This window comes from Mesorhizobium sp. P2_H9 (assembly GCF_056403215.1).
The window spans coordinates 63918-90068 of record NZ_JBFUFX010000007.1; the positions used below are offsets into that span (position 1 = coordinate 63918).

The 26151-nt window shown below is 62.4% G+C and carries 27 protein-coding genes; 13 read left to right on the plus strand and 14 right to left on the minus strand.

Annotated features, from left to right (window positions below; genetic code table 11):
- Positions 1 to 188: 188 nt before the first annotated feature.
- Positions 189 to 1034 carry an LOG family protein gene (locus AC1DXN_RS14505; RefSeq protein WP_477240476.1) on the plus strand — a complete coding sequence of 282 codons (846 nt, stop codon included), beginning with the start codon at positions 189 to 191 and terminating at the stop codon, positions 1032 to 1034.
- A 118-nt stretch (positions 1035 to 1152) separates the two neighbouring features.
- On the opposite strand, the gene AC1DXN_RS14510 is transcribed toward AC1DXN_RS14505, so the two are convergent.
- On the minus strand, positions 1153 to 1872 hold the full coding sequence (locus AC1DXN_RS14510; protein ID WP_477240478.1) for a pyrimidine 5'-nucleotidase: 720 nt from the start codon (positions 1870 to 1872) through the stop codon (positions 1153 to 1155).
- Positions 1873 to 2034: 162 nt separating this feature from the next.
- Here AC1DXN_RS14510 and AC1DXN_RS14515 point away from each other — a divergent pair, with 162 nt between their 5' ends.
- The 3 genes from AC1DXN_RS14515 to AC1DXN_RS14525 all read left to right on the plus strand — a co-directional run bounded on the left by AC1DXN_RS14515 (position 2035) and on the right by AC1DXN_RS14525 (position 4583).
- The gene (locus tag AC1DXN_RS14515) at positions 2035 to 2796 is read left to right on the plus strand and encodes a GGDEF domain-containing protein (RefSeq protein WP_477274140.1); all 762 of its coding nucleotides are present in this window, start codon (positions 2035 to 2037) and stop codon (positions 2794 to 2796) included.
- A gap of 180 nt (positions 2797 to 2976) precedes the next feature.
- Positions 2977 to 3147 (plus strand): hypothetical protein, encoded by a 171-nt coding sequence (locus tag AC1DXN_RS14520; RefSeq protein WP_477240482.1) that lies wholly within the window; start codon positions 2977 to 2979, stop codon positions 3145 to 3147.
- On the plus strand, positions 3144 to 4583 hold the full coding sequence (locus tag AC1DXN_RS14525) for a GMC oxidoreductase (RefSeq protein WP_477274142.1): 1440 nt from the start codon (positions 3144 to 3146) through the stop codon (positions 4581 to 4583). Before AC1DXN_RS14520 ends, AC1DXN_RS14525 begins: the two co-directional genes overlap by 4 nt.
- 176 nt (positions 4584 to 4759) lie before the next feature.
- Here AC1DXN_RS14525 and AC1DXN_RS14530 read toward each other — a convergent pair whose 3' ends face one another.
- Positions 4760 to 4927, minus strand: coding sequence for a hypothetical protein (locus AC1DXN_RS14530; RefSeq protein WP_352635611.1), 168 nt, complete (start codon positions 4925 to 4927; stop codon positions 4760 to 4762).
- A 94-nt stretch (positions 4928 to 5021) separates the two neighbouring features.
- Between AC1DXN_RS14530 and AC1DXN_RS14535 the strand changes: the two genes are divergently transcribed.
- Positions 5022 to 5504, plus strand: a complete 483-nt coding sequence (locus AC1DXN_RS14535) for a MarR family winged helix-turn-helix transcriptional regulator (protein WP_477240486.1) — start codon at positions 5022 to 5024, stop codon at positions 5502 to 5504.
- Positions 5505 to 5508: 4 nt separating this feature from the next.
- Here the strand turns inward: AC1DXN_RS14535 and phhA are convergent, their stop codons facing one another.
- Positions 5509 to 6342: a phenylalanine 4-monooxygenase gene (phhA, locus tag AC1DXN_RS14540; protein ID WP_477274144.1), complete on the minus strand. Its 834-nt coding sequence runs from the start codon at positions 6340 to 6342 to the stop codon at positions 5509 to 5511.
- 140 nt (positions 6343 to 6482) lie between these two features.
- On the opposite strand from phhA, the gene AC1DXN_RS14545 reads away from it, so the two are divergent.
- Entirely contained in the window at positions 6483 to 6959 is a 477-nt protein-coding gene (locus AC1DXN_RS14545; RefSeq protein ID WP_477274145.1) for an Lrp/AsnC family transcriptional regulator, read from the plus strand.
- 102 nt (positions 6960 to 7061) lie between these two features.
- Positions 7062 to 8609, plus strand: coding sequence for a magnesium-protoporphyrin IX monomethyl ester anaerobic oxidative cyclase (gene bchE, locus AC1DXN_RS14550; RefSeq protein WP_477274147.1), 1548 nt, complete (start codon positions 7062 to 7064; stop codon positions 8607 to 8609).
- A 152-nt stretch (positions 8610 to 8761) separates the two neighbouring features.
- Here the strand turns inward: bchE and argB are convergent, their stop codons facing one another.
- Both argB and AC1DXN_RS14560 read right to left on the minus strand, forming a co-directional pair.
- Complete coding sequence (gene argB, locus AC1DXN_RS14555) at positions 8762 to 9655, minus strand: acetylglutamate kinase (RefSeq protein ID WP_477274149.1); 894 nt, start codon at positions 9653 to 9655, stop codon at positions 8762 to 8764.
- 145 nt (positions 9656 to 9800) lie between these two features.
- A complete protein-coding gene (locus tag AC1DXN_RS14560; RefSeq protein WP_477274150.1) occupies positions 9801 to 11297 on the minus strand; it encodes an amidase in 1497 nt (498 codons plus the stop codon).
- 154 nt (positions 11298 to 11451) lie between these two features.
- Here AC1DXN_RS14560 and AC1DXN_RS14565 point away from each other — a divergent pair, with 154 nt between their 5' ends.
- The 4 genes from AC1DXN_RS14565 to msrB all read left to right on the plus strand — a co-directional run bounded on the left by AC1DXN_RS14565 (position 11452) and on the right by msrB (position 14283).
- Positions 11452 to 11991 carry a sigma-70 family RNA polymerase sigma factor gene (locus tag AC1DXN_RS14565; protein WP_477274151.1) on the plus strand — a complete coding sequence of 180 codons (540 nt, stop codon included), beginning with the start codon at positions 11452 to 11454 and terminating at the stop codon, positions 11989 to 11991.
- Positions 11988 to 12719, plus strand: a complete 732-nt coding sequence (locus AC1DXN_RS14570) for an anti-sigma factor (protein WP_477274489.1) — start codon at positions 11988 to 11990, stop codon at positions 12717 to 12719. The genes AC1DXN_RS14565 and AC1DXN_RS14570 overlap by 4 nt, the downstream gene beginning before the upstream one ends.
- Before the next feature lie 226 nt (positions 12720 to 12945).
- On the plus strand, positions 12946 to 13503 hold the full coding sequence (locus AC1DXN_RS14575) for a fasciclin domain-containing protein (RefSeq protein WP_477274152.1): 558 nt from the start codon (positions 12946 to 12948) through the stop codon (positions 13501 to 13503).
- Between the two features lie 276 nt (positions 13504 to 13779).
- Complete coding sequence (gene msrB / locus AC1DXN_RS14580; RefSeq protein WP_477274154.1) at positions 13780 to 14283, plus strand: peptide-methionine (R)-S-oxide reductase MsrB; 504 nt, start codon at positions 13780 to 13782, stop codon at positions 14281 to 14283.
- 18 nt (positions 14284 to 14301) lie between these two features.
- Here msrB and AC1DXN_RS14585 read toward each other — a convergent pair whose 3' ends face one another.
- Positions 14302 to 15183 (minus strand): AraC family transcriptional regulator, encoded by an 882-nt coding sequence (locus AC1DXN_RS14585; RefSeq protein WP_477274156.1) that lies wholly within the window; start codon positions 15181 to 15183, stop codon positions 14302 to 14304.
- A 380-nt stretch (positions 15184 to 15563) separates the two neighbouring features.
- On the opposite strand from AC1DXN_RS14585, the gene AC1DXN_RS14590 reads away from it, so the two are divergent.
- Positions 15564 to 17102, plus strand: coding sequence for an FAD-dependent monooxygenase (locus AC1DXN_RS14590; protein ID WP_477274157.1), 1539 nt, complete (start codon positions 15564 to 15566; stop codon positions 17100 to 17102).
- 116 nt (positions 17103 to 17218) lie between these two features.
- Here AC1DXN_RS14590 and AC1DXN_RS14595 read toward each other — a convergent pair whose 3' ends face one another.
- On the minus strand, positions 17219 to 18772 hold the full coding sequence (locus tag AC1DXN_RS14595; RefSeq protein WP_477241832.1) for a DHA2 family efflux MFS transporter permease subunit: 1554 nt from the start codon (positions 18770 to 18772) through the stop codon (positions 17219 to 17221).
- Between the two features lie 61 nt (positions 18773 to 18833).
- A complete protein-coding gene (locus AC1DXN_RS14600; protein ID WP_477274159.1) occupies positions 18834 to 20015 on the minus strand; it encodes an HlyD family secretion protein in 1182 nt (393 codons plus the stop codon).
- 146 nt (positions 20016 to 20161) lie between these two features.
- On the opposite strand from AC1DXN_RS14600, the gene AC1DXN_RS14605 reads away from it, so the two are divergent.
- Positions 20162 to 20893: a TetR/AcrR family transcriptional regulator gene (locus tag AC1DXN_RS14605; RefSeq protein ID WP_477274161.1), complete on the plus strand. Its 732-nt coding sequence runs from the start codon at positions 20162 to 20164 to the stop codon at positions 20891 to 20893.
- A gap of 16 nt (positions 20894 to 20909) precedes the next feature.
- Here the strand turns inward: AC1DXN_RS14605 and yihA are convergent, their stop codons facing one another.
- From yihA to rpmH, 6 genes are all read right to left on the minus strand, one after another.
- Entirely contained in the window at positions 20910 to 21569 is a 660-nt protein-coding gene (gene yihA, locus AC1DXN_RS14610) for a ribosome biogenesis GTP-binding protein YihA/YsxC (RefSeq protein WP_477240510.1), read from the minus strand.
- Positions 21566 to 22204, minus strand: coding sequence for a CatB-related O-acetyltransferase (locus tag AC1DXN_RS14615; RefSeq protein ID WP_477274163.1), 639 nt, complete (start codon positions 22202 to 22204; stop codon positions 21566 to 21568). The genes yihA and AC1DXN_RS14615 overlap by 4 nt, the downstream gene beginning before the upstream one ends.
- 576 nt (positions 22205 to 22780) lie before the next feature.
- Positions 22781 to 23347, minus strand: a complete 567-nt coding sequence (locus AC1DXN_RS14620; protein ID WP_477240514.1) for a fasciclin domain-containing protein — start codon at positions 23345 to 23347, stop codon at positions 22781 to 22783.
- 353 nt (positions 23348 to 23700) lie between these two features.
- Positions 23701 to 25512, minus strand: coding sequence for a membrane protein insertase YidC (gene yidC, locus AC1DXN_RS14625; RefSeq protein WP_477274165.1), 1812 nt, complete (start codon positions 25510 to 25512; stop codon positions 23701 to 23703).
- Between the two features lie 14 nt (positions 25513 to 25526).
- Positions 25527 to 25880: a ribonuclease P protein component gene (rnpA, locus tag AC1DXN_RS14630; RefSeq protein ID WP_477274167.1), complete on the minus strand. Its 354-nt coding sequence runs from the start codon at positions 25878 to 25880 to the stop codon at positions 25527 to 25529.
- A 16-nt stretch (positions 25881 to 25896) separates the two neighbouring features.
- Positions 25897 to 26031, minus strand: coding sequence for a 50S ribosomal protein L34 (gene rpmH / locus AC1DXN_RS14635; RefSeq protein WP_008833937.1), 135 nt, complete (start codon positions 26029 to 26031; stop codon positions 25897 to 25899).
- Positions 26032 to 26151: the final 120 nt, after the last annotated feature.

Sequence of the window (26151 nt, forward strand, 5' to 3'; positions counted from 1 at the left end):
TAACCTGTTTTGAAAGTCGCGCGGGCCTTGGGCATGCTTCGTCTGCTCAGGTCTTTGCATGTAGCAGGTTCTTGTCGCAAAACCGCAGGACACTTTTGCGGAACCTGCTTATGTGAAGGCATGGGGAGGGTCAATCGCGGCTGCGTCACGGGACGGCGCAAGTGAATTATTTGGACGGGTAAACTGATATGACACCTATGGAAAAGGCGGGATGGACRCCGCTGCCGCATTCGGACGAGGATCTGGAGCGGTCGAAAAGCGTACCCGACACGCCGCAGACGCGCGCCGAAACCTATCGTCTGGCCTGGAACGATCCGGAATTCATGACGCGGCGCGAATTGCGTGCGGTGCGGCTGCAGCTCGAACTCTTGAAACCGGAGATGATCCTCGCCGAACGCGGCATCCGCTCGACGGTGATCCTGTTCGGCGGCGCGCGCATTCCAGAACCGGGCGGCGAAGCCTGGGCGGCCAAGAACGAGACGCAGAAGAAGAATCTCGAGGAAAACAGCAAATATTACGAGGAGGCGCGCAAATTCGCCCGCCTCTGCTCGCAGCAGTCGGCCGCCTCCTACTACCGCGAATTCGTCGTGGTGACCGGCGGCGGGCCGGGCGTCATGGAAGCCGGCAACCGCGGCGCCGACGATGTCGGCGCCCCGTCGATCGGCCTCAACATCGTGCTGCCGCACGAGCAGGCGCCGAACGCCTATGTGACGCCGGAACTGTGTTTCAACTTCCACTATTTCGCCATCCGCAAGATGCATTTCGTCATGCGCGCCAAGGCCGTGGCGGTGTTTCCGGGCGGCTTCGGCACGATGGACGAATTCTTCGAGACGCTGACCCTGATCCAGACCGGCCGCATGGAGCGTGTTCCGGTAATCCTGTTCGGCAAATCGTTCTGGAAGCGGGCGATCGATCTCGATTTCCTCGCCGAGCAAGGCACGATCACGCCCGGCGACCAGGACATCATCGATTTCGTCGACACCGCCGACGAAGCCTGGGGGATCATCAGGCGCTTCTACAAATTAGGGGAGTAGGGCGGGGAACTGGGGAATTGAAGAATTGAAGAATTGAAGAATTGAAGAATTGAAGAATGAGGGCATCGCGGTCTCTGCGTTCCGGATCAATTCCCCAGTTCTTCAATTCCCCAATTCCTCAGTTCTTCAATTCCTCCACCCCCTCCACAATCGCCGTGAGAAATGTCGCGAGGTCGTCGGTGACGAAATCCACGTCGTCCTCATTGGCCGGATCGCGTTCCCAGATTTCCGCGAAGGTCGGCTCGAAATTGCGCGGCACGATGAGCACCGTGGTCATGCCGAGTGATTTAGGCACGGCCAGATTGCGGGCCAGATCCTCGAACATCACCGCATTGTGGCCGGTGACGGCGTGCAGTTCGGCGAATTTCTCATAGGTCTGCCGCGACGGCTTCGGCGTCAGCCCGGCGGCGACGATGTCGAAGATGTCATCGAAATGCTCGAGAATGCCGAGCTGGCGCGCGGTGCGTTCCGCATGCCGGCGGTCGCCATTGGTGAAGATGAACTTGCGGCCTGGAAGCTGGCGGATCGCGGTGCCGAGCACGGGATCGGGCACCAGCCATGAATAATCGATGTCGTGGACCTTCTCGAGAAAGTCGTCGGGGTCGATGCCATGGCGCGTCATCAGCCCGTTCAGCGTCGTGCCGTACTCCTGGTAGAGCTCCTTCTGCAGCTTGCGCGCCTCGTCGCGCGGCAGCGTCAGCAGCTCGCCGACATAGGCGGTCATCTTGACGTCGATCTGCGAAAACAGGTTCGAGTGATGCGGATAGAGAGTGTTGTCGAGGTCGAACACCCAGTCGGTGACGTGGGCGAAGCGGGCGGGATCAGGGAGCGTGGTCATACCCGTCTTATGGCACGAAACGATTTCCCTGACAGGGGGATTTATCCACAACTTATACGCGTCGAACGTGACGAAAGTGGTGCCAAGATTCAAATTTTAGGCATCGCCGAAAGGTGACCTTCAGGGCTTGCTGGCACAGAGACGGTTCAGTGGGAGCCAGCGATGAACCGCATATTTCTAAAGTCCGCCACCGTCGCTTTCGCCTCAGTTGCAACCTCGCTTCTGTTGACGCTGATCATCGTTCCCGCGATGGGATTCCCGGTCAGCCGCACCATCTGGTTGAGCTCGACGGTCTGTCCGCTGGCCCTCGCCTGGCTCGCCACCGCCAGCACCTTCTGGCAGAGCGACAGGTTGAAAAGCGCGCATCGCGAACTCGCTCGCGCCCACGCTCAACTCGCCGCTGCCCACCGGCGGCTGTCGGAAAAAGCGAGCCGCGACGACATGACCGGCATGCTCAATCGCGAGAGCTTCTTTGCCGCGCTCGACGGCTCCCGGCGCAAAGCCGATCGCGGTGCGCTGCTGATCATCGATGCCGACCATTTCAAGGCCATCAACGACAGTTTCGGCCACCTGACCGGCGATGACGCGCTGCTTTTGATCGCCAGCGCCATCGAACGCGGCGTGCGCAGCGGCGACGTGCTCGGCCGCATCGGCGGCGAGGAATTCGGCGCCTTCCTGGTCGGCGCCACCGAACAGGAAGCCAAACGCGTCGCCGAGCGCATCCGCCGCGAAGTCGAACTGATCCGCTTTCGTCCGGTTGACGAGCGAACGGTTCCGCTGACTGTCAGCATTGGCGGCGTCACCTGCGCAGAAGACGTCAATGTGTCGGACCTGATGCGTGCCGCCGACCGGCGGCTCTACGAGGCCAAGCATCGCGGCCGCAATCTGTCGATCCTCGACCGGGACATTTCCGAAGCCGCCTGAAGTCCCGCTTAAGCCCGCCGCGCTTGTTAGGCAATTGCTAACCTTGTTCTCACTCAACCATGCCGTTTACCCGCCTGAAATCAGGTTCCGGCTAGGTTGGCACGAGATTGGCATCTCCCGGGGCTCGTGTGCCGTTCAGAGAACGCCATGCGGGATCGAAGTTCCATCGAGAGACGTGTCATGAGTTTCTTCGTCAAGAGAATATCACGCCGCACGATCGTCCAGGCGCTGATGGCACTGCCGGCGCTGTCGCTGCTGCGCCGCCTGCCCGATACCGACCCCCCTTTCGTCGACCCAAATGAGATCGTCGAGGTCAATGGCTGGATCCTGAAGCGGAGCGATCTGGCATGATTTTCGACAGCTATGAGACGTTCAAAGCCGCGAACTTTGCCGCCAAGGTCTGCATCCTCGGCTCGGGACCTGCCGGCACCACAATCGCCAGGAAGCTTGGCGCCGCCGGCATTCCGGTTGTCGTGCTGGAGGCGGGTTCGCGGGAATTCAGCGACGATTCGCAGGATTTCTACCGCGGCACCACGGTCGGCGATCCCTATTTCGATCTCGACATCACCCGGCTGCGCTTCATGGGCGGCAGTTCGAACCACTGGGCCGGCTGGTGCCGCGTGCTGGACAAACAGGACTTCGAGCCCAAGACCTGGGCGCCCGATACCGGCTGGCCGATCAGCCGCGCCGATATCGAGCCCTATCTGCCGGAAGTGCACGATATTCTGGAACTGCCGGCTTTCCAGCCGGATGTGCCAATTTCGGACGACATTCGCTGGGTGCAGCTGATCAAGAGCCCGGCGGTGCGCTTTGGCGAAAAATTCGCCGACGAGCTCGACAAGAGCAAGAACATCGCCGTCGTGCTCAACACCTATGCCACCGAGCTTGCCGGTGACGGCAAAAAGGTAACCGGCGCCAAACTCTGGTCGAACGGCCAGGATGCCGGCTCCTTTACTGCCGATTATTTCATCGCCTGCACCGGCGGGTTGGAGAATTCACGGCTGCTTTTGTGGTCGAACCAGCGCTCGAACGGCGGCGTGGTGCCGAATGCGACGGCACTCGGCCGTTACTGGATGGAGCACCCGACCTTCGAGGGCGGCAATGCCATCCTGGCCGACTATGGCGAGTTCCAGGTCGACGCCGTCAACGAGGCTTTCTTCTCGCCGACGCTTGCCGCGATGGAGCGCCTGCAGATCATGAATTTCGGTATCCGGCTGATCGAAACGCCCTATGCCGGCGTCAAGGGTCTGATCGCCGACCTCGCCTGCACGGCGCCCGACGCGGCCGAATGGGTCGCCTACCAGCTCAGCCAGAACCTGCGCTGCGCCGCCCAGCTCTATGTCGCTTGGGAACAGGCGCCGCTGGCCTCGAACCAGATCGAACTGTCGAAGACCGACGTCGACCACGCCGGTGTGCCGCGCATCGAACTGCATTGGAAGAAATCGGAGCTGGAACGCCGCACCATCCTTGAGGGACTGCGGCTGTTCGGCACGACATTGGTGCAGAAGGATCTCGGCCGGGTGCGCATCGCCGACTGGCTCACCAAAGGCGAGGACTATCCGACCAATGAGGAACTGGCCGGCCACCATCACATGGGCGGCACCCGCATGGGCACCGACGTGGCCAAGAGCGTCGTCGACGCCAACTCCAAGGTGCACGGCATGGAGAACCTCTATGTCGGCGGCTCCTCGGTGTTCTGCACCTCGGGCGAGTGCAATCCAACGACGACCATCACCGCCCTGGCCTGCCGGCTCGGCGATCATCTCAGCAAAATCATCGCGGTGTGACGCAGGTCATCACCCGTCTGACCGCCAAAAAGCCGGCGGCGCCGGCAGCAGTGATTGCTGCCGGCACCGCCCTGGCGCGCCTTTGGGTGGATTCTGATCTGGCCTAGAGCATGATCCCGAAACCGGTTTTCGGGAACACAGGGCCTCATCCCGGGTCCATCGGGACGGGACAGCCTCTAAAGACCGTAGACGGCGATACGCACCAGCACGGCGGCGGCAGCCAGCGATACCAGCAGGATGCCGAGGCCGATGGGGGAACCCCAGCCGTACCATTCCATCGCCAGCTTGGCGTATTTGAACTCTTCCTCGTGGGAGAGGGGCGCACGCTGTTGGATCAAGCTCATTTTTCACTCCTTGTTTGCGGTTGGCCCTTGCTATGTCCGGGTCGCCGCCGCATATTGTTATTACGGTCTAAATGTTAGACAGATTGATAGTTAGATGATCGAACTAAATTCGTCAAGCGAAAATCGCAACGAAATGACCACGGCTATCGGCCTGGCCATCATGCAATGGCAGGACGCGACGCAGGCCTATGACGAAGCCGTGGGGGTGAGGCTCGGGCTGAACATGGCGGAACGCCATTGCATCGGGCTGCTCTATGGCGGCCCGCAATCGGCTGGTGCGATCGCCACGGCAACCGGGCTGACGCCGGCCGCGGTGACGGCGCTGATCGACAGGCTGGAGGCGCGCGGCCTGCTCACGCGCACGCGCAGTCTGGAGGACAGGCGCAAGGTGGTGATCGAGGCAACCGAGGCGACGCGAGACCTGTCGGCGCGCTACTACGGCGCCATTGCGCGGGAAGGCGAAAAAGTCATCGCCACCTTCAGCGACGCTGAGCTCGCCACCATATCGCGTTTCGTCACCACGGCCCTCGACCTGCAGCGCGACCAGCTGGCGCGGCTGAAGGCCGAGACCGACTGACCCTTTACACAGTGGCCGGGTCGAGCGCCGGCTGGCCTTTGCGGCGGCCGACGATGTCAGCCATGTCGGCGGTCTGGAAGGCGTCGCGCAGCACGTCGAAGGACGGCAGCACGAAATAGGCACGCTGGAACTTGTCGATCTCGTAGATGGTGCGCATCACCGTTTCGAGGTCGAAGGGAACGTGGTGGGCATCCTTGCTGGCGACGGCGAACTGCAATTCGGTGAAGGACGACATCAGCCCGGCGCCGAACGCCTTCAGGGGCTGACCAGGCTCCTGCATCAGCCCGTATTCGGCGGTGTACCAGTAGAGGCGGGTGATCATCTCGTCGCCGCCCAGCGCGATCACGTTCTCGGCCTTCTGCCCATACATCTGCATGAAATCGGCAAACACCGGCTGCGTCAGGATCGGCACGTGGCCGAAGAAGTCATGGAACATGTCCGGCTCGACAATGTAGTCGAGCTCCTGTTCGGTGCGCAGCCAGTTGGTGACCGGGAAGCGGCGGTTGGCGAGATGGTCGAAGAAAGGGGCGGCGGGAATAAGCCCCGGCACGGCGACGATTTCCCAGCCGGTGAGCTTGCGCAGTTTTTCGCTGACCGCGCCGAAATCCGGGATCTTGTCGAGCAGGCCAAGGGCGGCAACGCCGTCGAGATAGGAATGGTGCGCCAGTTGCTGCGTCAGCTTCGTCTGGCGGTCGCAAAGCGTGCGCCACACCGCCTGTTCGCTGGCAGAGTAGTCGTAGCCTTGCGCCACGGTGAAATCGGCACGGCAGACCGAATAGTCGCCGCGCAGGCCCTGTGCCGCGCAATCGCGGGCGTAGTCGGCAACACTCATCGTCATGGCTGTTCTCCTCGCAAATCATCAATGGCGAATTCTGCCGCAAGGCTAACCTGACTTGCCGAGGCAAATCGGTTTTGATGATGGCTCAAACGGGATATTCGAGATAATATTCACTCAACACGCGCCACTGGAGAGTGAAAATGCCTCAGTTTGACGAGTTCGAGATCAAGATGCTCGACATCCTGCAGCGCGATGGACGCAAGCCGGTGTCCGAACTCGCCCAGGAAATCGGCCTGTCGACCACACCTTGCGCGCGGCGTTTCGAGGCGATGCAGGATACCGGCATCATCAAGGGATTTGCCGCCGTGCTCAGCCGCCGCGCCGTCGGACTGATGGTCGAGGTGTTCATCGAGGTGCGGCTCACCAGCCACAGCGATGGCTCGCCCGAAGCCTTCATCGCCGCCGTGCAGCGCATGGACGAAGTATCCTCGTGCTGGACGATGACCGGCGACCACGATTTCCTGCTGCATGTGATGGTGCCGTCGGTCGACGAGCTCAACGCCTTTGTCATGCACCGGCTGATGCGGCTCGACGGCGTGCGCGACGTCCACACACAGCTGGTGCTGCAGAACATCAAGGGGCCGGGCCACGTGCCGCTCGGGCATCTCAGGCGCTAGGCATTTCTGCCGAAAAGCTGCACACAAACTGCTGAACAGAGCCCAATTCCAAGTTTGAATCGCCGGCTACGACATGCGGACCGCCATTGCGAAGGGTCCGTCATGAAAATCGTCCTGATCAATCCGCCGCACACCGCCATCGGCAGCCGCGTGCCCGACGACCATCTGCCGCCGCTCGGCCTGCTGGCGCTGGGCGGCCCGCTGATCGATGCCGGCCATGCCGTGCGCCTCGTCGATGCCGAATTCGGGCCGATGCCGCTCACCATGCTTGTTCGTGATGCCCTGAGCGATCATCCCGATTGCATCCTGATCGGCCACTCTGGTTCGACCTCGGCGCATCCGACTGCCTTGCAGATCGCACAGATGGTCAAGGCGCGTGAACCGGCAACGATGGTGATCTACGGCGGCGTCTTCCCGACCTATCACTGGCGCGACATTCTCTCCGCAACGGATGTCTTCGATTTCATCGTGCGCGGCGAAGGTGAGGCGACCATCGTCGCATTGGTCGAGGCGCTGGCGAGACGCCAGCCGCTGGCGGAAGTCGCCGGCATCGCCTATCGCGACGATCTGCGCCGTCCCTTCGCCACGCGGCCGGCCGGCACCATCGCCACCCTCGATGAATATCGCGTCGGCTGGGAGTTGATCGACCACCGCCGCTACAGCTATTGGGGCGGCAAGCGCGCGGTGGTCATGCAGTTCTCGCGCGGCTGCCCGCATCTGTGCAACTATTGCGGCCAGCGCGGTTTCTGGACCCGCTGGCGCCATCGCGACCCCGTGAAATTCGCCAAGGAGATCGCCTGGCTGCACCGCGAGCATGGTGTCGAGCTGATCAATCTCGCCGACGAGAACCCGACCGTTTCGAAGAAGGCCTGGCGCGCCTTTCTCGATGCGTTGATCGCCGAGAACGTGCCGGTGCTGATCGTCGGCTCCACCCGCGCCGACGACATCGTGCGCGATGCCGACATCCTGCATCTCTATCGCAAGGCCGGCGTGATCCGCTGGTTGCTCGGCATGGAAAACACTGACGAGCAAACGCTGCAATTGATCCGCAAGGGGGGCAGCACCTCATCCGACCGCGAGGCGATAAGGCTGCTGCGCCTGCACGGGATCCTGTCGATGGCGACCTGGGTGGCCGGCTTCGAGGACGAGACCCTTCGCGATCTCTGGCGCGGCTTTCGCCAGCTCATCGCCTATGACCCCGACCAGATCCAGGCGCTCTATGTCACGCCGCATCGCTGGACGCCGTTCTTCCGCATCGCCCGGGACCGCAAGGTGATCCAGAAGGACGCCCGCCTGTGGGACTACAAACACCAGGTGCTGCAGATGACCCGGCTTAAACCCTGGATGCTGTTCTTCAGCGTCAAGCTGATCGAGGTGGCGGTGCAGTCGCGGCCGAAGGCGCTGGCGCGCATCCTGTTCCATAGGGATCCGGAGCAGCGCCATTCGATGCGCTGGTACACGCAAATGGGCCGCCGCGTCTGGTTCCGCGAAGTCTGGGGTTTTCTGGCGCGCGACATCAGGGTGAAGGACGGCCCGACGCTGGCTGAATTCTGGGGCGCGCCGCAGGACGCGGAAGAGGAATCGATGGTGTTCGCGCGCCCCGCCCGCAAGCCGGCCGCGCCCGCTATCGGGATTTCGCCGAGCGCCTGACTATGATTGGTTGAGGTGTGTTCAGATTCAGGTCAGGCCGAGTCGAAAACGTGGGTTTCGAGAACCGGAGCGGAGCGGACATTCGGTCCGTGAGCACCGGAAGCGGAGAAAGCCGGCGTTTGCAGGCCGGCATCACATAATATCAATACACCTCAGGGTATGATCAGCGTGCCGGCGCCATGCTCGGTGAACAGTTCGAGCAGCACTGCATGCGGCGTCTTGCCGTTGAGGATGACGACGCCTTCGACGCCGCGCTCGATCGCCTCGATGCAGGTCTCGACCTTGGGGATCATGCCRCCGGTCACCGTGCCGTCCTTGATCAGCGCCTTGGCCTCGGCCACGGTCAATTCGTCGATTAGCTTCTTGTTCTTGTCAAGCACGCCGGGCACGTCGGTCAGGAACAAAAGGCGCGTCGCCTGGCATGCGCCGGCGATGGCGCCGGCAAAGGTGTCGGCGTTGATGTTGTAGGTATGGCCGTCGCGGCCGGGCGCCACCGGCGCCAGCACCGGGATCATTTCGGAACGCGCCAGCAGGTCGAGCAGCGTGCGGTCGACCTCGACCGGCTCGCCGACGAAGCCGAGATCGAGCACCCGCTCGATGTTGGAGTCCGGGTCGATCATGGTCTTGCGCGCCTTTTCGGCAAAAACCATGTTGCCGTCCTTGCCGCACAGGCCGATCGCCCATTCGCCCTCGGCGTTGATCAGCGCCACGATCTCCTTGTTGATCGAGCCGGCCAGCACCATCTCGACGATCTCGACCGTCTTCTGGTCGGTGACGCGCAGGCCGCCCTCGAACTTCGATTCGATGCCCATCTTGGCCAGCATGGCGCCAATCTGCGGCCCGCCGCCATGCACGACGATCGGATTGACGCCCGACTGTTTGAGCAACGCGATGTCGCGGGCAAAAGCCTTGCCGAGCTCGATGTCGCCCATGGCGTGGCCGCCATACTTCACCACCACCGTCTTGTTCTCGTAGCGCTGCATGTAGGGCAGCGCGCGCGAAAGTAGCGCGGCCTGCATTTCGGCGGTGGCGGTGATCTCCGTCATCGGTATGTTCCCGGATTGCTGGAAAGGACGGCGGCGTCTTAGCGGGAATTGGGGCAAGCCGCAAACGGCTTTGCTGTCACAAATTGATGAAGCCAGCCCTATCGCGTCATTCGACCAGATCCGGCCTCAAGTTCGGGATCACGGTTTAAGCCGGTACCTTGAACGGCGCCCGCCGCGCCAACCACCCCGAAATCTTTTCCATCTGCGCGGCCAGCGACAAAAGCGTCTCTTCATCGCCTGGCCGGCCGACGGCCTGGATGCCGAGCGGCAGGCCGGCATCGGTGACATGCACAGGCAGCGCGATCGATGGCTGGCCGGTGACGTTCTGGATCGCCGGCCAGTGGGTGAACCACAGGCTCTTGTCCATCAATTGCCCGAACAATGGCTTGAGCCTCAAGAGCCGGGTGAGGTGCAGTTTGTCGAGCACGTTCTCAATCAGCTCGTCGGCCCCCTTCGGATCCATGGCGCCGCAGGCGAGCGGCGGGTGCGCAATGATCGGCATCAGCACGGCATCATACCGGGCGGTCTCGGCGATCAGCCGGCGCGATGTCGCATTGAGCCGCTGCAGGCCGGCATAGATGTCGCCGGCCGAGACGATCTCGCCGAAGCGCGCAATGATGCGCGTGGCGCGTTCGAGGTCGCCCAGGACGGGGCGGCCGACGCGCAAGGCCTCGCCTCGCATCGTCCCGGCCACCGCCGAGGCGACCGACCTGGCAAAATCGGCCATGAAATCGCGATCGATGTAGGGCAGGTCGATCTCCTCGACCGTGTGTCCGCCTTCGCGGGACAACGCCACGGCGATGTCCAACGCCTTCAGCGTCTCTGCCGATATCGGCAGGCCAAGCGGCGATCCGCGGTAGACGGCGAGCTTGAGCTTGCCTGGATCGCGCCCTGCCGCGGCGACGAAACTGCCTTTCGGCGCTGGCGCGGCATAGGGCGCCAGCGGATCGGGGCCGTGCGTGAGGTCGAGCAGCAAGGCGCAATCGCGGACCGAACGGGTGACGGCATGATCAACGACCATGCCGTACCAGGCTTCGCTGATCAGCGGCGTCTGCGGCACGCGGCCGCGCGAGGTTTTCAGGCCGACCAGCCCGCTACAGGCGGAAGGCACCCTGATCGAGCCGCCGCCATCAGCGGCATGCGCCGCCGGCACCACGCCGGCAGCAACGAGGGCGGCTGCGCCACCGGAAGAACCGCCGCTGGTATGGGCCGTGTTCCATGGATTGCGGGTGATGCCGAAAGCTGCGGATTCGGTCATCAGCCTCAGCCCCTGTTCGGGCGAGGTGCTGGTGGCGATCGGAACGAGTCCGGCGGCGAGGTAGCGCTCGGTCATCACCGAGTTGAAATCGGCGGTGAAAGCCGGAATGCGGCTGCCGGAATGCGTCGGCACCCCCTTGATGGCGATGCCGAGATCCTTCAGCGCAAACGGAACGCCGGCCAGCGGCAGCTTGCGGTCGATGGTTTTGGCGCGCGTCCGCGCCGCGTCGTAGAGGGGCTCGGCGATGGCGTTGATGTCGGGGCGGGTGGCCTCGGCGCGCGCAATCGCGGCGTCGACAAGCTCCTGTGGCGAGATCTCTGCCTTGTGCACGAGAGCGGCGAGGCCGGTTGCATCTTGTTCCCACAGAACCCGTTCAACCGACATGTCTGAAGTCCTCCACCTCCAGGAAGGCTAGCGGCCGGCGATTTCTTTGGCAATCGATGCGGTCGAAAACTGGCGGGCCTGAGGCAACAGCGGATTACGTGGACAATAACGTTTCCACCGTTGCAAATACATGGCAATCGCCTAATTTATCGGCATGACGCCGCAGGACATCTCCACCCTGATTGTCCGGACTTCGATGAAGGATCGGGCCGCGTTCGATCTGCTCTACCGGCAGACCAGTGCGAAACTTTTCGGTGTCTGCCTTCGTGTATTGCATGACCGGGGAGATGCGGAAGAAGCGCTGCAAGAGGTCTTCGTCAAAGTATGGACGAAGGCAGACCGTTTCGCTGTTTCCGATCTGAGTCCGATCTCCTGGCTGGTGGCAATCGCGCGCAATCACGCGATCGATCGCATCAGGGCGAGGCGCAAGCCTGCCGCCGATATCGATGCCGCGCTCGACGTGGCCGATCCGGCTCCGGGACCTGAGGCTATGGTTGTGGCGGGTGGTGAATCCGAACGCATCTATCAATGTCTCGATGAGTTGGAAAAGGACCGGGCAGCGGCTGTCCGGGGCGCCTATCTCAATGGCGAAAGTTATGCCGAATTGGCGGAGCGCCACAGCGTTCCGTTGAACACGATGCGGACCTGGCTACGGCGCAGTCTGCTGAAACTTAGAGAATGTCTGGAAAGATGACGCTGGCACAAGACAACGGACCGGAACGTGGAGGCGACGACCTGCTCGCCGCCGAATACGTTCTCGGCGTCCTGGCAGCGGACGAACGCCAGATTGCCTCCAGCCGTATCGACGCGGAAACCGGCTTTGCCCGTCTTGTTGACGGCTGGGAAGTGCACCTTTCGCCGCTGGCGTCCGCCTATCCGGAAGTAGCACCTCCGGCGACCGTTAAGGTCGCGGTCGACCGCCGGCTGTTCTCCTCCACCGCAACAAGCTCGACCACAACCGCGCAACCGAGCGCCGGCCTCTGGGCAAGCCTTGCCTTCTGGCGCGGCCTTGCCACCGCGGCCGTCGCGGCGCTGGCGATCTACATTGCCGTGCCCTACATCAACCCGCCGGTCGAGCAGCCGCAGACACGCCTCGTCGCCTCGCTGGGCGCCGATGGCAGCGATGTCAAATATCTGGTCGTCTACGACGCCGCCCATCACGATGTCGGCCTGTCCCATGTCTCCGGCGAACGCGCCGCCGGCAAGGACTTCGAGCTGTGGATGATCGAAGGCAAGAACAACCCGGTCTCGATGGGTGTCATCCCGGCCGGAACGACCACGCACCTGACCATCACGCCGGCCGTGCAGGAAAAACTTGCGCAAGGCGCCGTGCTGGCGGTCAGCGTCGAGCCCACCGGCGGTTCTCCGACCGGTCAGCCAACCGGACCGGTGGTCGCGGCGGGCGATCTGAAGAGCATCTGACAGGCTCCCGGCGTCAGTTTTCCGCAAAAAGTATATTATGGATCACTGCCTGGTCGTGCGCGAATGCGAAAAAGCATATGAGCAGGCAAAGGCAATGCAGAAAAATCTGCGCACAGACATGAAAAAAATAAAAAATCTCCTGATTTGGTGAAACTCACGCATTTCTATTCCGTAACTTCCTCGCGTCCCAAATGTGGGAAACGATAACCCCTAGGAGTTCGACATCATGCGTAAATTCGCCACCCTTTTGCTTGCCGGTACGATCGCTGTTTCTGCACTTGCCACCGCCGCCTATGCCGAAAATCCAATGGTCGGCGGCGCCGCCATGTTTGCCACCAAGAACATCGTCGAGAATGCCGTCAATTCGAAGGATCACACGACGCTGGTCGCCGCCGTCCAGGCGGCCGGCCTGGTCGAGACGCTGCAGAGCGCCGGTCCGTTCACCGTCTTCGCACCGACCAACGAGGCTTTTGCAGCCCTTCCGGCCGGCACCGTCGAGACGCTGCTCAAGCCTGAGAACAAGGACAAGCTCACCAAGATACTCACCTGCCACGTCATCGGCGCCAAGGCGCTGGGCGCGGACGTCGCCGCGATGGCCAAGGCCGATGGCGGCGCGCACAAGGTCAAGACCGTCGGCGGCTGCGAGCTGTCGCTCAAGGCTGACGGCGGCAAGGTCACCGTGACCGACGAGAACGGCAACGTCGCCAATGTGACGATCGCCGATGTCGAGCAGTCGAACGGCGTCATCCACGTCATCGACAAGGTTCTTCTGCCGAAGATGTAACAAAAGCTTCGCCGCCGGCGAAGCTATGGCCAAGGCTCCAAGTAGATTGCGCGGCTACCGTCCCCTCGTGACCCGCGCAATCGACAAGCGTACACTCCGCACCGTCCGCCCTAAGCGTGGAGCCGTTGCGGAGTGTCCGTTTTCAGGGGCGTGATCCCGAAAAGTGGAAGCCGGTTTTCGGAAAAGATCATGCCCAAACAAAGAGCTCTGATCGTCACCGGGTTTTGATTTCCTTGTGACGGTTGAGTTTGGCAAAGGACAGCAGGAGGAATGGTCATGAACCGTCGCGACTTTCTTTGGAGCGGTGCCGCCGCCGTGGCATTGCTGGCGGGCACGGCAACCATGCTGCGCATGGGCGGAGCGCAGGACGCGCGGGCAGCGGAAAAATTCGAGGTCACCAAAACCGACGCCGAGTGGCACGCCATCCTGTCCGATGAAGCCTTCAATGTGCTGCGCAAGGAAGGCACCGAATATCCAGGCACCAGCCCGCTGCTCAACGAGCATCGCAAGGGCATTTTTGCTTGCGCCGGCTGCGACCTGCCGGTCTATCCCTCGGAGACCAAGTTCGACTCGGGCACCGGCTGGCCGAGCTTCTGGCAGGAGATCGCCAATGGCATCGGCAAGACCACGGACCGGTCGCTCGGCATGACCCGCACCGAGGTCCACTGCCGCCGTTGCGGTGGCCATCTCGGCCATGTCTTCGACGATGGTCCGGCCCCGACCGGCTTGCGCCATTGCATCAACGGCGTCGCCTTGACCTTCAAGCCGGCGACGGCCTGACGGCGCCGTCCAGCGGTCCTATTTAAGAGGCAGAAACAGTTCAAGGACCACTTCATGCACCTGTACGTTCGGGGAGAACGAAAAGTGTCGCTGGCAGTATATCGGAAAATCACGTGCTTCCTCGCCGCTGGCCGGAAGCCATTCACGATAAAGGAATAGCGCGGCGGGCTCGAGATTGTTGGTGTTGCCGGGATAGCGCAGCACCGCGCAACGTCCGCCGGGGATCACGCCAGCCTTCATCTGCGCGTCATTCGCCTCGATCGGCTGGTCGGTCCCGGCACACAGGTCCATGCTGTAGTCGGCCGGGACCGCCGGCTCCCTTTCGGAACGGAAGACGTTGAAGGTCGGGCTTGTCTCGGGCGACAGGCCGGCAGCTTTGCGCCAGGCGATGAACCGCTGGATGGTATCCTGGAGCGTCGCCCGGTCTCCGCGATGCTCCATGATCGCCACCGGCGTCGGCGGCACTTCGCGGATCGTCACATCGTCGGATTCGAAGATTATCTGCATGAGCTTGTTCCTTGCTTTGTCGAGAGGCCCGAATGCCATGAGCCACGGCCCCCAGTCGGGAGACTTGCGGAACGACGAAGGCGATTGTCCGAACCGTTGCCGAAAGGCGCGGGCGAAGGCATCCGGTGCGTAACCGGCATCCATCGCTATGTCGGTGACGCTTTGGGCGTCGCTCTCGGCAAGCCTGTACGAAGCGCGCTTCATGCGGGCGAGCTGGACATAGCGATGCACCGACACGCCGAAGGTTGACGTGAACTGCCGGTGGAAATGGTATTTCGAGAACGCCGCGACGCCGCTCAACGCTTCCAGGCCCAGATCGTCGTCCAGGTGCTGGTCTATGTGATCCAGCACCCGCTGCATTCGGGCTTGGTAGTTTTCAGATGCCGCCTTCATCGTCTCTTCCTTCGTGGCGACACCAGCTACGCCATTCCGGATATGCTGCGCTCGACCGATCTTGCGATTTGGCATGGATCAACAGCTGCCTGCCAGCAACGGCATACAGGCGAGCCCGATCTACGGTTGAACGGCGGAATAGGGGTCGTTTCCGGCGGCTTGGGCGATAATTTCTTCGCCATGATACGATCAGCGTCAATACGCCTCCGGCTCGGAGCTTATGAGCCTGCAAACTGAAGTTATCGGCGTATCGCGAATTTCGGCTACGGCCTGACCACCGCCCCTACACCTAAAATGGGGCGGAAACAGTCAAGTTCAAGAATTGGCAAACAGCTTTTTATGCGTAGATTCCGCAGCCCTGATCGAGAGGGCCAGAACCTATGCAAAGAACCGAAGAACGCGCTCGCCAAGGCGGGCGTAAGTCGACCGGCCGCGTTGATGCCGACCGGCCACAGATCTCCCATCAAGTGGTGATCGCCGGAGGCGGCCCGACGGGGCTGATGCTGGCCGGCGAGCTTTCATTGGCCGGCATCGATGTCGCCGTCGTCGAACGGCGCGACAGCCAGGCAATCACGGGCACGCGTGCGGGCGGTCTGCACGCACGCACCATCGAGGTCTTCGACCAGCGCGGCATCGCCGATCGGTTCCTGTCACAAGGCAAGACCGCCCAGGTCGCATCCTTCGCCGGCGTTACGCTTGATATCAGCGACTTTCCCACCCGCCACAATTACGGGCTGGCGCTCTGGCAAAAGCACATAGAGCGCATCCTTGCCGATTGGGTCGATGAGCGCGGCGTCACTGTCTACCGTGGCCGCGAGGTGACGGGCTTCGTGCAAGATGACAGTGGCGTCGATGTCGCGCTCAGCGACGGCGGGTCGTTTCGTGCCGACTATCTCGTCGGCTGCGACGGCGGCAGAAGTCTCGTGCGCAAGGCAACCGGGATAGAGTTCCCGGGCTCGGAGCCGACCGTCAGCAATTTGATCGCCGAGGTCGAACTATCGGGAGAGCCGCAATGGGGTGTCATCCACCGCGATGCGATCGGCATTCACGGCTTTGGCAAGCTGGATGACGGGACGGTGCGGGTGCTGGTGACCGAGCGCGAGGTCGGGGCTGGCGGCGAGCCTACGCTGCATGAACTCAGCGAGGCGCTGATGGCCGTCTACGGCACCGATTATGGCGTTCACAATCCGACGTCGCTGGCCCGCTTCACCGATATGACAAGGCAAGCGGCTTCATACCGCAAGGGGCGGGTGCTGCTCGCCGGCGACGCCGCGCACGTGCATCCGCCGGATGGCGGACAGGGTCTGCAGACCGGCGTGCAGGACGCCGTCAATCTCGGTTGGAAGCTTGCCCAGGTGGTCCGGAAAACATCGCCGGAAAGCCTGCTCGATACCTACCAGGCCGAGCGCCATCCGGTTGCCGCGCGTGTGTTGAAAAGCACCATGGCGTCGGTCGCGCTCCGTCGCGAAGACGAGCGAACCAAGGCGCTGCGAGACACGATGTCCGAACTTCTCGCCATGGCGGAGCCACGCAAGCGCTTTGCCGGCATGTTGTCCGGCCTGGACATCCACTATGATTTCGGTGAGGGCCATCCGCTGCTTGGCCGCCGCATGCCGGACCTCGACCTCGTCACCGCTGACGACCCGCTGCGGGTCTTCACCCTGCTGCACGACGCGCGCCCGCTGTTGCTCAACCTCCGTCAGTCTGGCGCATTCGACATCGGCCCTTGGGCGGATCGGGTTCGGTCGGTCGACGCCAGATACGATGGCGCCTGGGAGGTTCCGGTGCTGGGCGCGGTCACGGCACCCGCCGCCGTGCTGGTCCGGCCCGACGGCTACGTCGCCTGGGTCGGCGACCCTGAAACGGCGGGGTTGGCCGACGCGCTGACCAGGTGGTTCGGACCGCCTGCCTTGGCATAGCCGGCATCGCCTTTTCGGTCATGACGGATGGTCGCGGCTTGACAAAACATGACCCCGGAAATCGTTTCCAATTTCCGGGGTCATGCGTGAGGGCGCCAGGGGGGTTCCGGCGCGTCTCAATGGCCTCCGCCGCCACCGCCGGCTGCGACAGGTTTGCGGATCACCATGGTGAACAGTCCCAGCGTCGCAAACAGCACCGTCAGCATGAAGAACACATCCATGAAGGACAGCAGCGCCGCCTGCTGGTGGACCATGGCGGACAGCTTGGAGATCGCAGCACTTGTGGCGTCGAGGCCGGCAGTCTGCTCGAAATTGAGCGTCATGTTCTGCAGCTTCTGCTGCGCCGCTGCACTGCCCCATTCCACATGCTCGGCCAGCCTTGCGTAGTGGAAGGCATTGCGGTCGATCAGCACCGTGTTGATGACGGCAAGGCCGACGGCGCCGCCGAGGTTGCGGGTCAGGTTGAACAGGCCGGACGCGTTCTTCAGCCGGTCGGGCGGCAATGTGCCGAGCGCAATGTTGTTGATCGGCACCATGCACAGCATCATCGAACAGCCGCGCAGGATCTGCGGGATCAGCAATTCATAGAAATCCCAGTCGGCGGTCAGATGTGTCATCCACCAGGTGCCCGTGGCAAAACCGAAGAAGCCGATCATCATCATCAGCCGTGGGTCTATCTTGCCCGACAGGATGCCGGAAATCGGCGCGGTGAAGAACATCGCCAGGCCGCTGACGAACAGCGCCTCGCCGATCATCATCGAATCGTAGCCGCGGATGCGTCCGAGGAACACCGGGTAGAGATAGGTCAGGCCATAGAGGCCGATGCCGATGACGAAGGAGAACAGCGAGCCGAAGGCAAAATTGACATTGCTGAATGCCCTCAGGTCGACGATCGGCTCCTCGGCAGTGAACACACGCCAGAAGAACAGCACCCCGCCAACGGTCATGATGATGGCGCAGATCAGCACCGCCTGGTCCTGCAGCCAGTCGTTGTTGGGGCCTTCCTCGAGCACATATTCCATGCAGCCGAGGAAGGCAGCCATGCCGGCGAGGCCCCACCAGTCGAACTTGCTGAACAGTTTGAGGTTTGGCTTGTCGAAGTCGATCAGCGACCAGGCGGCCACCGTCACCATGATGCCGGGCACGACGTTGACCAGGAACAGCCAGTGCCAGGACATGGCATGGCTTATATAGCCGCCGACGGTCGGACCGATGGTCGGCGCCAGCGTCGCCACCAGGCCGATCATCGGCGACACCACGGCCCGGCGCGACGGCGGGAAGATGGTGAAGGCAGCGGCAAAGACGCTCGGGATCATGCCGCCGCCGATAAAACCCTGGATGGCGCGGTAGACGATCATCTGGTCGATGTTGGTGGCGGTTGCGGCCAGCGCGCTCGCCGCCGTGAAGCCTGCCGCCGAAATCGTGAACAGCACGCGTGTCGACAGCATCCGGCTGAGGAAGCCCGACAGCGGAATCATGATCACTTCGGCGATTAGATAGGCGGTCTGCACCCACGGGATTTCGTCGGAACTGGCGCTCAGGCCGGCCTGGATCTCGGCCAGCGAGGCCGAGACGATCTGGATGTCGAGGATGGCCATGAACATGCCGAACACCATCGCCAGGAAGGCGATGACGCGCCGCGTCGAAATGGTGGTTGGCATGGCCGGCATTGCCGGCGCCGATCCTGCTGTCAGGGTTGCGGTCGCCATGACCCTAGCTCCCGGTTTGCGCTTACTTCGACGCCGAAGGTGCCGTACGGCTGTCGACGGCGACGACGACGCTCAGGCCGGCGCGCAGCCTGCCGGTCTTCAGCACATCGGCCGGCACGTCGATGCGAACCGGAACGCGCTGTACGACCTTGGTGAAGTTGCCGGTGGCGTTTTCGGGCGGCAGCATCGAGAACACCGCACCGGAGGCCGGCGCCAGCGACGACACGGTGCCCTCGAAATCCTGGCCGTCGGCCGCATCGACCGAAATCCTGACCTTCTCGCCGGGCACCAGGCGGGCAAGCTGCGTCTCCTTGAAATTGGCGACGATATAAAGCTTGTCCATCGGCACGATGACGGCGAGCTTCTGTCCGGGGCTGATCAGGTCGCCCTGTTCGACCGAGCGGTTGCCGACGACGCCGTCATAAGGCGCCTTGAGCACGGTGAAGGAGAGGTCGCGCACGGCCTTGTCCCGGCTCAGCTGCAGCGAGGCCAGCGTGCTTGCCGATTCCGCGCGCTGCGCCTGCAGCACGCCGATATTGGCCTGCGCCGCGGCGATCTGCGCGTCGGCGCCGACAAGGGCTGCATTGGCCTGATCGACCGCGGTCTGGGCATCGTCCAGCTGCGCCTGCGTGCCGACATGGGTCTTCAGCAATTGCGCGGCGCGCGACTGCGCACGGGCGGCGTTGTCGGCCGCGGCCTGGTCGGCGGTCTTCTGCGCCTGCGCCTGGCTGAACGAGGCGCGCGCGGCTTCAGTCTGGGCATCGATGCGGTCGAGCGTCTTGCTCAAGGTGGCGATCTGCGCCTCGGCCTGGGCAACGGCTATTCTGTAGTCGCCGTCATCGACGACCAACAGCGGGTCGCCGGCCTTGACCTGCTGGTTCTCGATCACCTTGACCTGATCGACATAACCGGAAATCTTGGGCGAAATGAATGCCATGTCGGCCTGGACATAGGCATCGTCGGTCGAGATCATGAAGCGGCCGTCGGTCCAGTAATTGTAGCCGTACCAGGCGCCGGCGCTGAGCAGGCCAGCTGCGATGATCGGCAGCAGAAAGGAGCGCACAGAACGCTTCTTCTTGGCCGGCGCTTCGACGGGCGTGGCGGCTGCGGGCTGGACGGGGACTCCCGGCGCTTCGGTCGCGGGGGCGACCTTGGCGTTGGGAAAAGGACGGACTTCGGCGGTGACAGGCGCGTTCGAGGACATGGTATCTCTCAGCAGGTCTAATATGAGGAAAATCTGTTATACTGAACCGTTCGGTTCGATGCGGACATTGACTTAGCGCGGAAACAGGCCCATATCAAGGGCAATCGAACCGATCGGTTCGAATTATTTTGCGAGGTGTGACTTTTATGGTCGAAATATTACCCGATGCCGGCGAGGAGCAGTGCGATGTGCTGGACAGCCTGCGTCGTGGCCGCCCGGCAGCAGGACAGGATCCGCTCAAACGCAGCCAGATCATCGACGGCGCCCGTCGTGTCTTCATCGACAAGGGCTTCGAAGCGGCGTCGATGAACGACATCACCCGCGAGGCCGGTGTCTCCAAGGGCACGATCTATGTCTACTTCGCCAACAAGGAAGAGCTGTTCGAAGCGCTGATCGAGGAAGAGCGCGGCACCATCTTCAAGAACATGTACGATGTGCTGGACCGCGCCGACGATTTGCGCGAGACGCTGGTGAAGTTCGGCAAGGTGCTGTCCATCAAGATCACCTCGGCCAAGGTCATCCAGGCGCAGCGCACGGTGATCGGCGCGTCCGACAGGATACCCGACATGGGCGCGCGCTTTTACGAACGCGGCCCCAAGCGCGGCCATGACAAGTTCGTGGTCTTTCTCAATGCCGCCATCGAGCGCGGCCTGCTCAAGATCGACGATGTCGACCTTGCCGCCTATCAGTTCACCGATCTGTGCCTGGCCGGCCTTTTTCGCCAGTGCATCTTCGCCTACCGCACGGAAGCCCCGGGCGAGGATGAAATCGACAGCGTCGTCAGGTCAGGCGTCGGCATGTTCCTGAAAGCCTACGGCACCGAAGCTCTTGCCACGGAAGAAAGCCACCAGAGGATTGCCCTGGAGGCAAGGGGTTAGAGCCTGCAGGTATGCCCTAGCCGCCATTGGCCGCGAGCACGATCGCGGCCTTCAATTCCTCGAGGCCCTCGCTCTTTTCCGACGACGTGGCGAGCACGAACGGAAACGCCGCCGGCCGCTTCTTGATTTTCAAAAGCGTCTCTTCGATCAGCCGCGGCACGCCGGCCGCCTTGATCTTGTCGGTCTTGGTCAGCACGATCTGATAGGACACCGCCGCCTTGTCGAGCAGCGACAGCACCTCGTCGTCCTTGGCCTTGATGCCATGGCGGGCGTCGATCAGCACATAAACGCGCTTCAGCGTGACCCGGCCCTTGAGATAGTCGAAGACCAGCTTGGTCCACTCGTCGACTTTCTCCTTGGGCGCGGTGGCATAGCCGTAGCCCGGCATGTCGACCAGCGCCATCGGCGGCAGGTCGGCGCCTTCGCCCGAAAATCCATCCGGCACGAAATAGTTGAGCTCTTGCGTGCGCCCCGGCGTGTTGGAGGTGCGCGCCAGCCCTTTCTGATTGACCAGCGCGTTGATCAGCGACGACTTGCCGACATTCGAGCGCCCGGCAAAGGCGATCTCCGGCGGCCCTTCCGGCGGCAGGAACTTCATCGCCGGCACGCCGCGGATGAAGATCCAGGCCCGGGTAAACAGTTCGGTGCCAATCACAGTCTTGTTCAACGCGTTCAAACCGCTGCCTCCAGAAGGGAAATGTCGGCGCCACGAATGGCATTGAGGTTGCGGCTGACCTTTTCCACCGGCCAGTCCCACCAGGCCACTGCCAAAAGCCGCCGGATCGTCCTGTCGTCGAAGCGCATCTTCACCACCTTGGCCGCATTGCCGGCGACGATCGCATAGGGCGGCACATCATGCGTCACCACCGATTTTGCAGCTATGATGGCGCCGTCGCCGATTGTCACGCCGGGCAGGATAACCGCTTCCATGCCGATCCATACATCATTGCCGATCACCGTGTCGCCGCGCAATTCCTTCGACCACGTCTTCGGGTCGAAACCGTCCTCCCAGCCATGGCCGAAGATGTTGAACGGATAGGTCGAGAAACCGGACATTGCATGATTGGCGCCGTTCATGATGAAGCGCGCGCCCTCGGCGATGGCGCAGAACCTGCCGATGATCAGCCGGTCGCCGATGAATGGGTAATGATGCAGCACGCATCGCTCGGCGAATTTGTCTGGTCCATCGGGGTCGTCATAGTAGGTGTAGTCGCCGACCTCGATGTTCGGCGCCGTCACCAGGCCCTTCAGGAAACCGACGCGCATATGCATCGGGATCGGATGCTTGATGTTGGGGTTGGGTCCGATCATGGTCTGGCTCCGTCAAATCCGATAACAGGCAAGGTCAAAATAGCGCGATCCGCCCGGCGGCACCAACGGCCTGCGGAACGGATCAACCCTGGCTGTTCATCGATGGAGCGTTCCTGAAACGAAAGGGCGCTTATAGGGGCGCGCCGCGGCTGCGTCTACCGCGCCGTCGGCATTGTCCTGAAGCCGCACGAAATTGCCGAATGCCGGCCGGTTTCGCAGATAAACCGGGGTCCTGAGAAGGACCTTCAGGACCCCGGTCTGCCGCCACGGCCTCCCAAACACCGGCGCCTGTGCGCCGGAAGCCGTTATGGCAAGGGTATCTTGGCGTCGTCGCGAACACACCGCGGCAACGGCGCAGTTACGGCGCGTGGCAGGCCAAAGTTTCGCCGGCTGGGTCGCCGGGCAAAAAACTCCGAATGAACCGGGGGTCTCTTCGAAGCTAAAACCGGGGCCCTGCGAGGGACTGCAGGACCCCGGCCGTGCCGAGAGAGCTCCGAAACTTGACCTCTCATGAGGTTGAAAAGGCAGGATCCCAGAAAGCCGACGGGACAGCTGCCTTTTCCATTGTCGGAACCGTTACTTCGGCAAGAGCACCTTGTTGACGACGTGGATGACGCCATTCGACTGGTTGACGTCGGCCACCGTAACCTTGGCGGTGTCGCCGGACTCGTCGACGATGTAGAGCGAACCGCCTTTGACTTCGGCGGTCAGCGTGTCGCCGCTCACCGTCTTCATCTCGTATTTGCCGCCCATCGCCTTGGCCTTGGTCATCATGTCCTTGGCGGAGATCTTACCGGCCACGACATGGGCGGTCAGGATCTTGGTGAGCTGGGCCTTGTTCTCGGGCTTGACCAGCGTGGCGACGGTGCCGGCGGGCAGCTTCTTGAAGGCGGAATCCGTCGGCGCGAATACGGTGAAGGGGCCGGCGCTCTCCAGCGTTTCGACCAGGCCGGCTGCCTTGACGGCCGCGACCAGGGTCTTGTGGATCGGCGAGTTGACGGCGTTTTCGACGATGTTCTTCGAGGTCAGCATCGCGGCGCCGCCGACGGCGGGGTTGGCGAGCGAATAGGCCGTCGTGGCAGCGAGGCCGGACAGCGCGAGACCAGCGGAAATGCAGAATGCCTTGAGGATGGACTTTGCCATTGGAGAACCCTTCTGATGCGACAATTGTTGATTCGATTGTCGGAGAGAGTTACGCGGCGGCGAAAGGATAGTTTCCGTCAGCGGAAGAAAAAATACAATAAAAACAAATAGTTATATGAACTGCGCCGGCCCACGGCCAGCGTCCCCGCGACGCAAGCCGCGAGGCTATAGGATCAAACGAAGCGGTCTCCGGATGGGGGCTGAGCGATTTCGAGCGCCCTGGAAAGTCAGAGGCAGTCACGCCGGCCGGGCGGCGCTAGTTTCGCGGCTCACGGGAACGTGATCGAGCGCTCGCCCCACAAAAAAGCCCCGGACGGACCGGGGCTTTTTTGATTTAGCGAGCGGGGCGCCGGCTATTCAGCCGGCGACGGTTTCTTCCGAAACAATGCCACCAGATTGTCCCACAATTCGATCTTGGCGCCCTGGCGCTTCATGATCACGCCCTGCTGCAGGATCGACAGCGAGTTGTTCCAGGCCCAGTAGATGACCAGGCCGGCCGGGAAGCTCGCCATCATGAAGGTGAAGATGATCGGCATCCAGGTGAAGATCGCGGCTTGCGTCGGATCTGGCGGCGTCGGGTTCATGCGCATCTGCAGGAACATGGTGACGCCCATGATCAGCGGCCACACGCCGATCATCAGCATATGCGGCAGGGTGATCGGAATCAGGCCGAACAAATTGAACAGCGAGGTCGGATCGGGTGCGGCCAGATCTTGGATCCAGCCGAAGAACGGCGCATGCCGCATCTCGATGGTGATGTAGAGCACCTTGTAGAGCGAGAAGAAGACCGGGATCTGCAGCGCCACCGGCCAGCAGCCGGCCAGCGGATTGATCTTCTCGGTCTTGTAGAGCTCCATCATCGCCTTTTGCTGCGCCATCTTGTCGTCCGCGTATTTCTCGCGGATCTCGAGCATTTTGGGCTGCACCTTCTTCATGTTCGCCATCGACGCGTAGGATTTGTTGGCGAGCGGGAAGAACAGGGCTTTGACGATGACGGTGGTGGCCAGAATGGCCAGGCCGAAATTGCCAAGCAATTTGTAGAGCGTGTCGATCAGCCAGAACATCGGCTTGGTGATGAAGTGGAACCAGCCCCAGTCGATCAGCAGGTCGAACCGCTTGATGTGACGGTCTTCCGCGTAGGCGTTGATCTTGCCGACTTCCTTGGCGCCGGCGAAGATTTCGCTCTCCACCGTCGCCGACTGGCCGGCGTCAACGGTGATCGGGTCGGTCAGGAAGTCGGACTGATAGCGGTGGCGGCCGTCTTCGAAATAAGCGTAGCGCGGCTGGAACGGCTGCTTCTCGGTCGGCACCAGCGTGACGGCCCAGTATTTGTCGGTGATGCCGAGCCAGCCATCGGTCGACTTGCCCGGCGTGAACTGCTTGTCCTTTTCGATGGACGCGTATTTGTGTTCCTGCAGGCCTTCCGTGCCGGTGAAGCCGATCAGGCCTTCATGCAGCACATAGGTGCTGGCAACAGCCGGCTTGTCGAAACGGGTGACGCGACCGTAGTTGGACAGCGAGACCGAAGCCGTGCCCGAATTCTGCACCGTGTCGGAAACGGTGAACAGGTAGTTCTCGTCGACCGAAAAGGTGCGCTTGAAGGTCAGGCCCTTGTCGTTGGTAAACGTCAGCGTGACCGGTGTTGCCGGGGTCAGCGTCGCATTGCCATCGACGGCCCACACTGTCTCGGGACCCGGCACCGCACCGGTCTTGTCGTTGCCGACAAAGCCGATCTCGGCATAGTAGCCATTGGGCAGCGCCGCCGGGTTGAGCAGGCTGATCTCGGGCGAATTCTTGTCGACCGTCTCGGTGTAGTGCTTGAGCCGGAGGTCATCGAGCCGCGCGCCGGTCAGGTTGATCGACCCTTCCAGGCTTGGCGTGTCGATCTTGATGCGCTTGCTTGTCGCCAGCGCTTGCTCGCGGCCGGCCGGCGTCACGGCATCGGTGCCCGGCGCGTTGGGAATGGCGCCCGGCGCTGCGGGCGCTGTGGTGTCGCCAGGATTGGCGGCCTCGGCGGCCTTCTTCTGCTCCGCCACACGCTGCTCTTCGATGCGGGCCGCCTCGCGCTGCTGCTCGCCGCGCGGCAGCACGTAAAAATACTGCCACAGCCCCAGGATCAGCACCGACAGTGCGATGGTGATGAAGAAGTTCCGGTTGTTTTCCATCGAAAGCCCTTGGCCTATCGTGTTCCGCTGAGACGGCGGGAGAGTTCGGCTTTCAACTGGCCGAACGGAATGGTCAGCACGTCTTCGCGCCCGACGATGACATAGTCATTGCCAGGCGCCATGTCACTGGCCGCATGCGTGCGCACGGCCTCTCTCAGCCGCCGCCGGACGCGGTTGCGCACGACGGCATTGCCGACCTTCTTGGTGACGGTATAGCCGACGCGCGGCGCGAGATCGTCGCCGCGGTCGAGAACCTCAACGAGAAAAAGCCGCCCGCGCCGCTTTTCACCGCGGCGGACGGCCAGAAATTCCGCGCGCTTCAGAAGCCGCTTGGGATTTGGTCCCACTGGCTTGCCGGTTGCGGGCAACGATCTCGTCTTCCGTTCAGGCGCTCAGCCGCTTGCGACCGCGGTTGCGGCGGGCTGCGACGACGCCGCGACCACCCTTGGTGGCCATGCGGGCACGGAAACCGTGCCGGCGCTTGCGGACGAGTTTAGACGGTTGGTAGGTACGCTTCATTTGTTTTAATACCGCGGGGTGCGGCCCTTCTTGATTCTGTCACTTTGTAACAGGAGCTTTGCCGGGCCGGTTTTGGCGCGATCGAAACCGCGCCGGGACGAATGGCCCGAGCGTGAGCGG

Excerpts from the sequence above, each read along its gene's own strand:
- AC1DXN_RS14560 (WP_477274150.1), bottom strand. The coding sequence starts at position 11,297 with ATGTCGGTTGAACGGGTTCTGTGGGAACAAGATGCAACCGGCCTCGCC.
- AC1DXN_RS14545 (WP_477274145.1), top strand. The coding sequence starts at position 6,483 with ATGCCTCAGTTTGACGAGTTCGAGATCAAGATGCTCGACATCCTGCAG.
- yidC (WP_477274165.1), bottom strand. The coding sequence starts at position 25,512 with ATGGAAAACAACCGGAACTTCTTCATCACCATCGCACTGTCGGTGCTG.
- bchE (WP_477274147.1), top strand. The coding sequence starts at position 7,062 with ATGAAAATCGTCCTGATCAATCCGCCGCACACCGCCATCGGCAGCCGC.
- msrB (WP_477274154.1), top strand. The coding sequence starts at position 13,780 with ATGAACCGTCGCGACTTTCTTTGGAGCGGTGCCGCCGCCGTGGCATTG.
- AC1DXN_RS14575 (WP_477274152.1), top strand. The coding sequence starts at position 12,946 with ATGCGTAAATTCGCCACCCTTTTGCTTGCCGGTACGATCGCTGTTTCT.
- phhA (WP_477274144.1), bottom strand. The coding sequence starts at position 6,342 with ATGACGATGAGTGTTGCCGACTACGCCCGCGATTGCGCGGCACAGGGC.
- AC1DXN_RS14615 (WP_477274163.1), bottom strand. The coding sequence starts at position 22,204 with ATGATCGGACCCAACCCCAACATCAAGCATCCGATCCCGATGCATATG.
- AC1DXN_RS14585 (WP_477274156.1), bottom strand. The coding sequence starts at position 15,183 with ATGAAGGCGGCATCTGAAAACTACCAAGCCCGAATGCAGCGGGTGCTG.
- AC1DXN_RS14530 (WP_352635611.1), bottom strand. The coding sequence starts at position 4,927 with ATGAGCTTGATCCAACAGCGTGCGCCCCTCTCCCACGAGGAAGAGTTC.
- AC1DXN_RS14525 (WP_477274142.1), top strand. The coding sequence starts at position 3,144 with ATGATTTTCGACAGCTATGAGACGTTCAAAGCCGCGAACTTTGCCGCC.
- AC1DXN_RS14590 (WP_477274157.1), top strand. The coding sequence starts at position 15,564 with ATGCAAAGAACCGAAGAACGCGCTCGCCAAGGCGGGCGTAAGTCGACC.
- AC1DXN_RS14515 (WP_477274140.1), top strand. The coding sequence starts at position 2,035 with ATGAACCGCATATTTCTAAAGTCCGCCACCGTCGCTTTCGCCTCAGTT.
- AC1DXN_RS14570 (WP_477274489.1), top strand. The coding sequence starts at position 11,988 with ATGACGCTGGCACAAGACAACGGACCGGAACGTGGAGGCGACGACCTG.
- AC1DXN_RS14605 (WP_477274161.1), top strand. The coding sequence starts at position 20,162 with ATGGTCGAAATATTACCCGATGCCGGCGAGGAGCAGTGCGATGTGCTG.
- AC1DXN_RS14620 (WP_477240514.1), bottom strand. The coding sequence starts at position 23,347 with ATGGCAAAGTCCATCCTCAAGGCATTCTGCATTTCCGCTGGTCTCGCG.
- AC1DXN_RS14520 (WP_477240482.1), top strand. The coding sequence starts at position 2,977 with ATGAGTTTCTTCGTCAAGAGAATATCACGCCGCACGATCGTCCAGGCG.
- AC1DXN_RS14595 (WP_477241832.1), bottom strand. The coding sequence starts at position 18,772 with ATGCCGGCCATGCCAACCACCATTTCGACGCGGCGCGTCATCGCCTTC.
- AC1DXN_RS14600 (WP_477274159.1), bottom strand. The coding sequence starts at position 20,015 with ATGTCCTCGAACGCGCCTGTCACCGCCGAAGTCCGTCCTTTTCCCAAC.
- AC1DXN_RS14535 (WP_477240486.1), top strand. The coding sequence starts at position 5,022 with ATGATCGAACTAAATTCGTCAAGCGAAAATCGCAACGAAATGACCACG.
- AC1DXN_RS14565 (WP_477274151.1), top strand. The coding sequence starts at position 11,452 with ATGACGCCGCAGGACATCTCCACCCTGATTGTCCGGACTTCGATGAAG.
- AC1DXN_RS14510 (WP_477240478.1), bottom strand. The coding sequence starts at position 1,872 with ATGACCACGCTCCCTGATCCCGCCCGCTTCGCCCACGTCACCGACTGG.
- rpmH (WP_008833937.1), bottom strand. The coding sequence starts at position 26,031 with ATGAAGCGTACCTACCAACCGTCTAAACTCGTCCGCAAGCGCCGGCAC.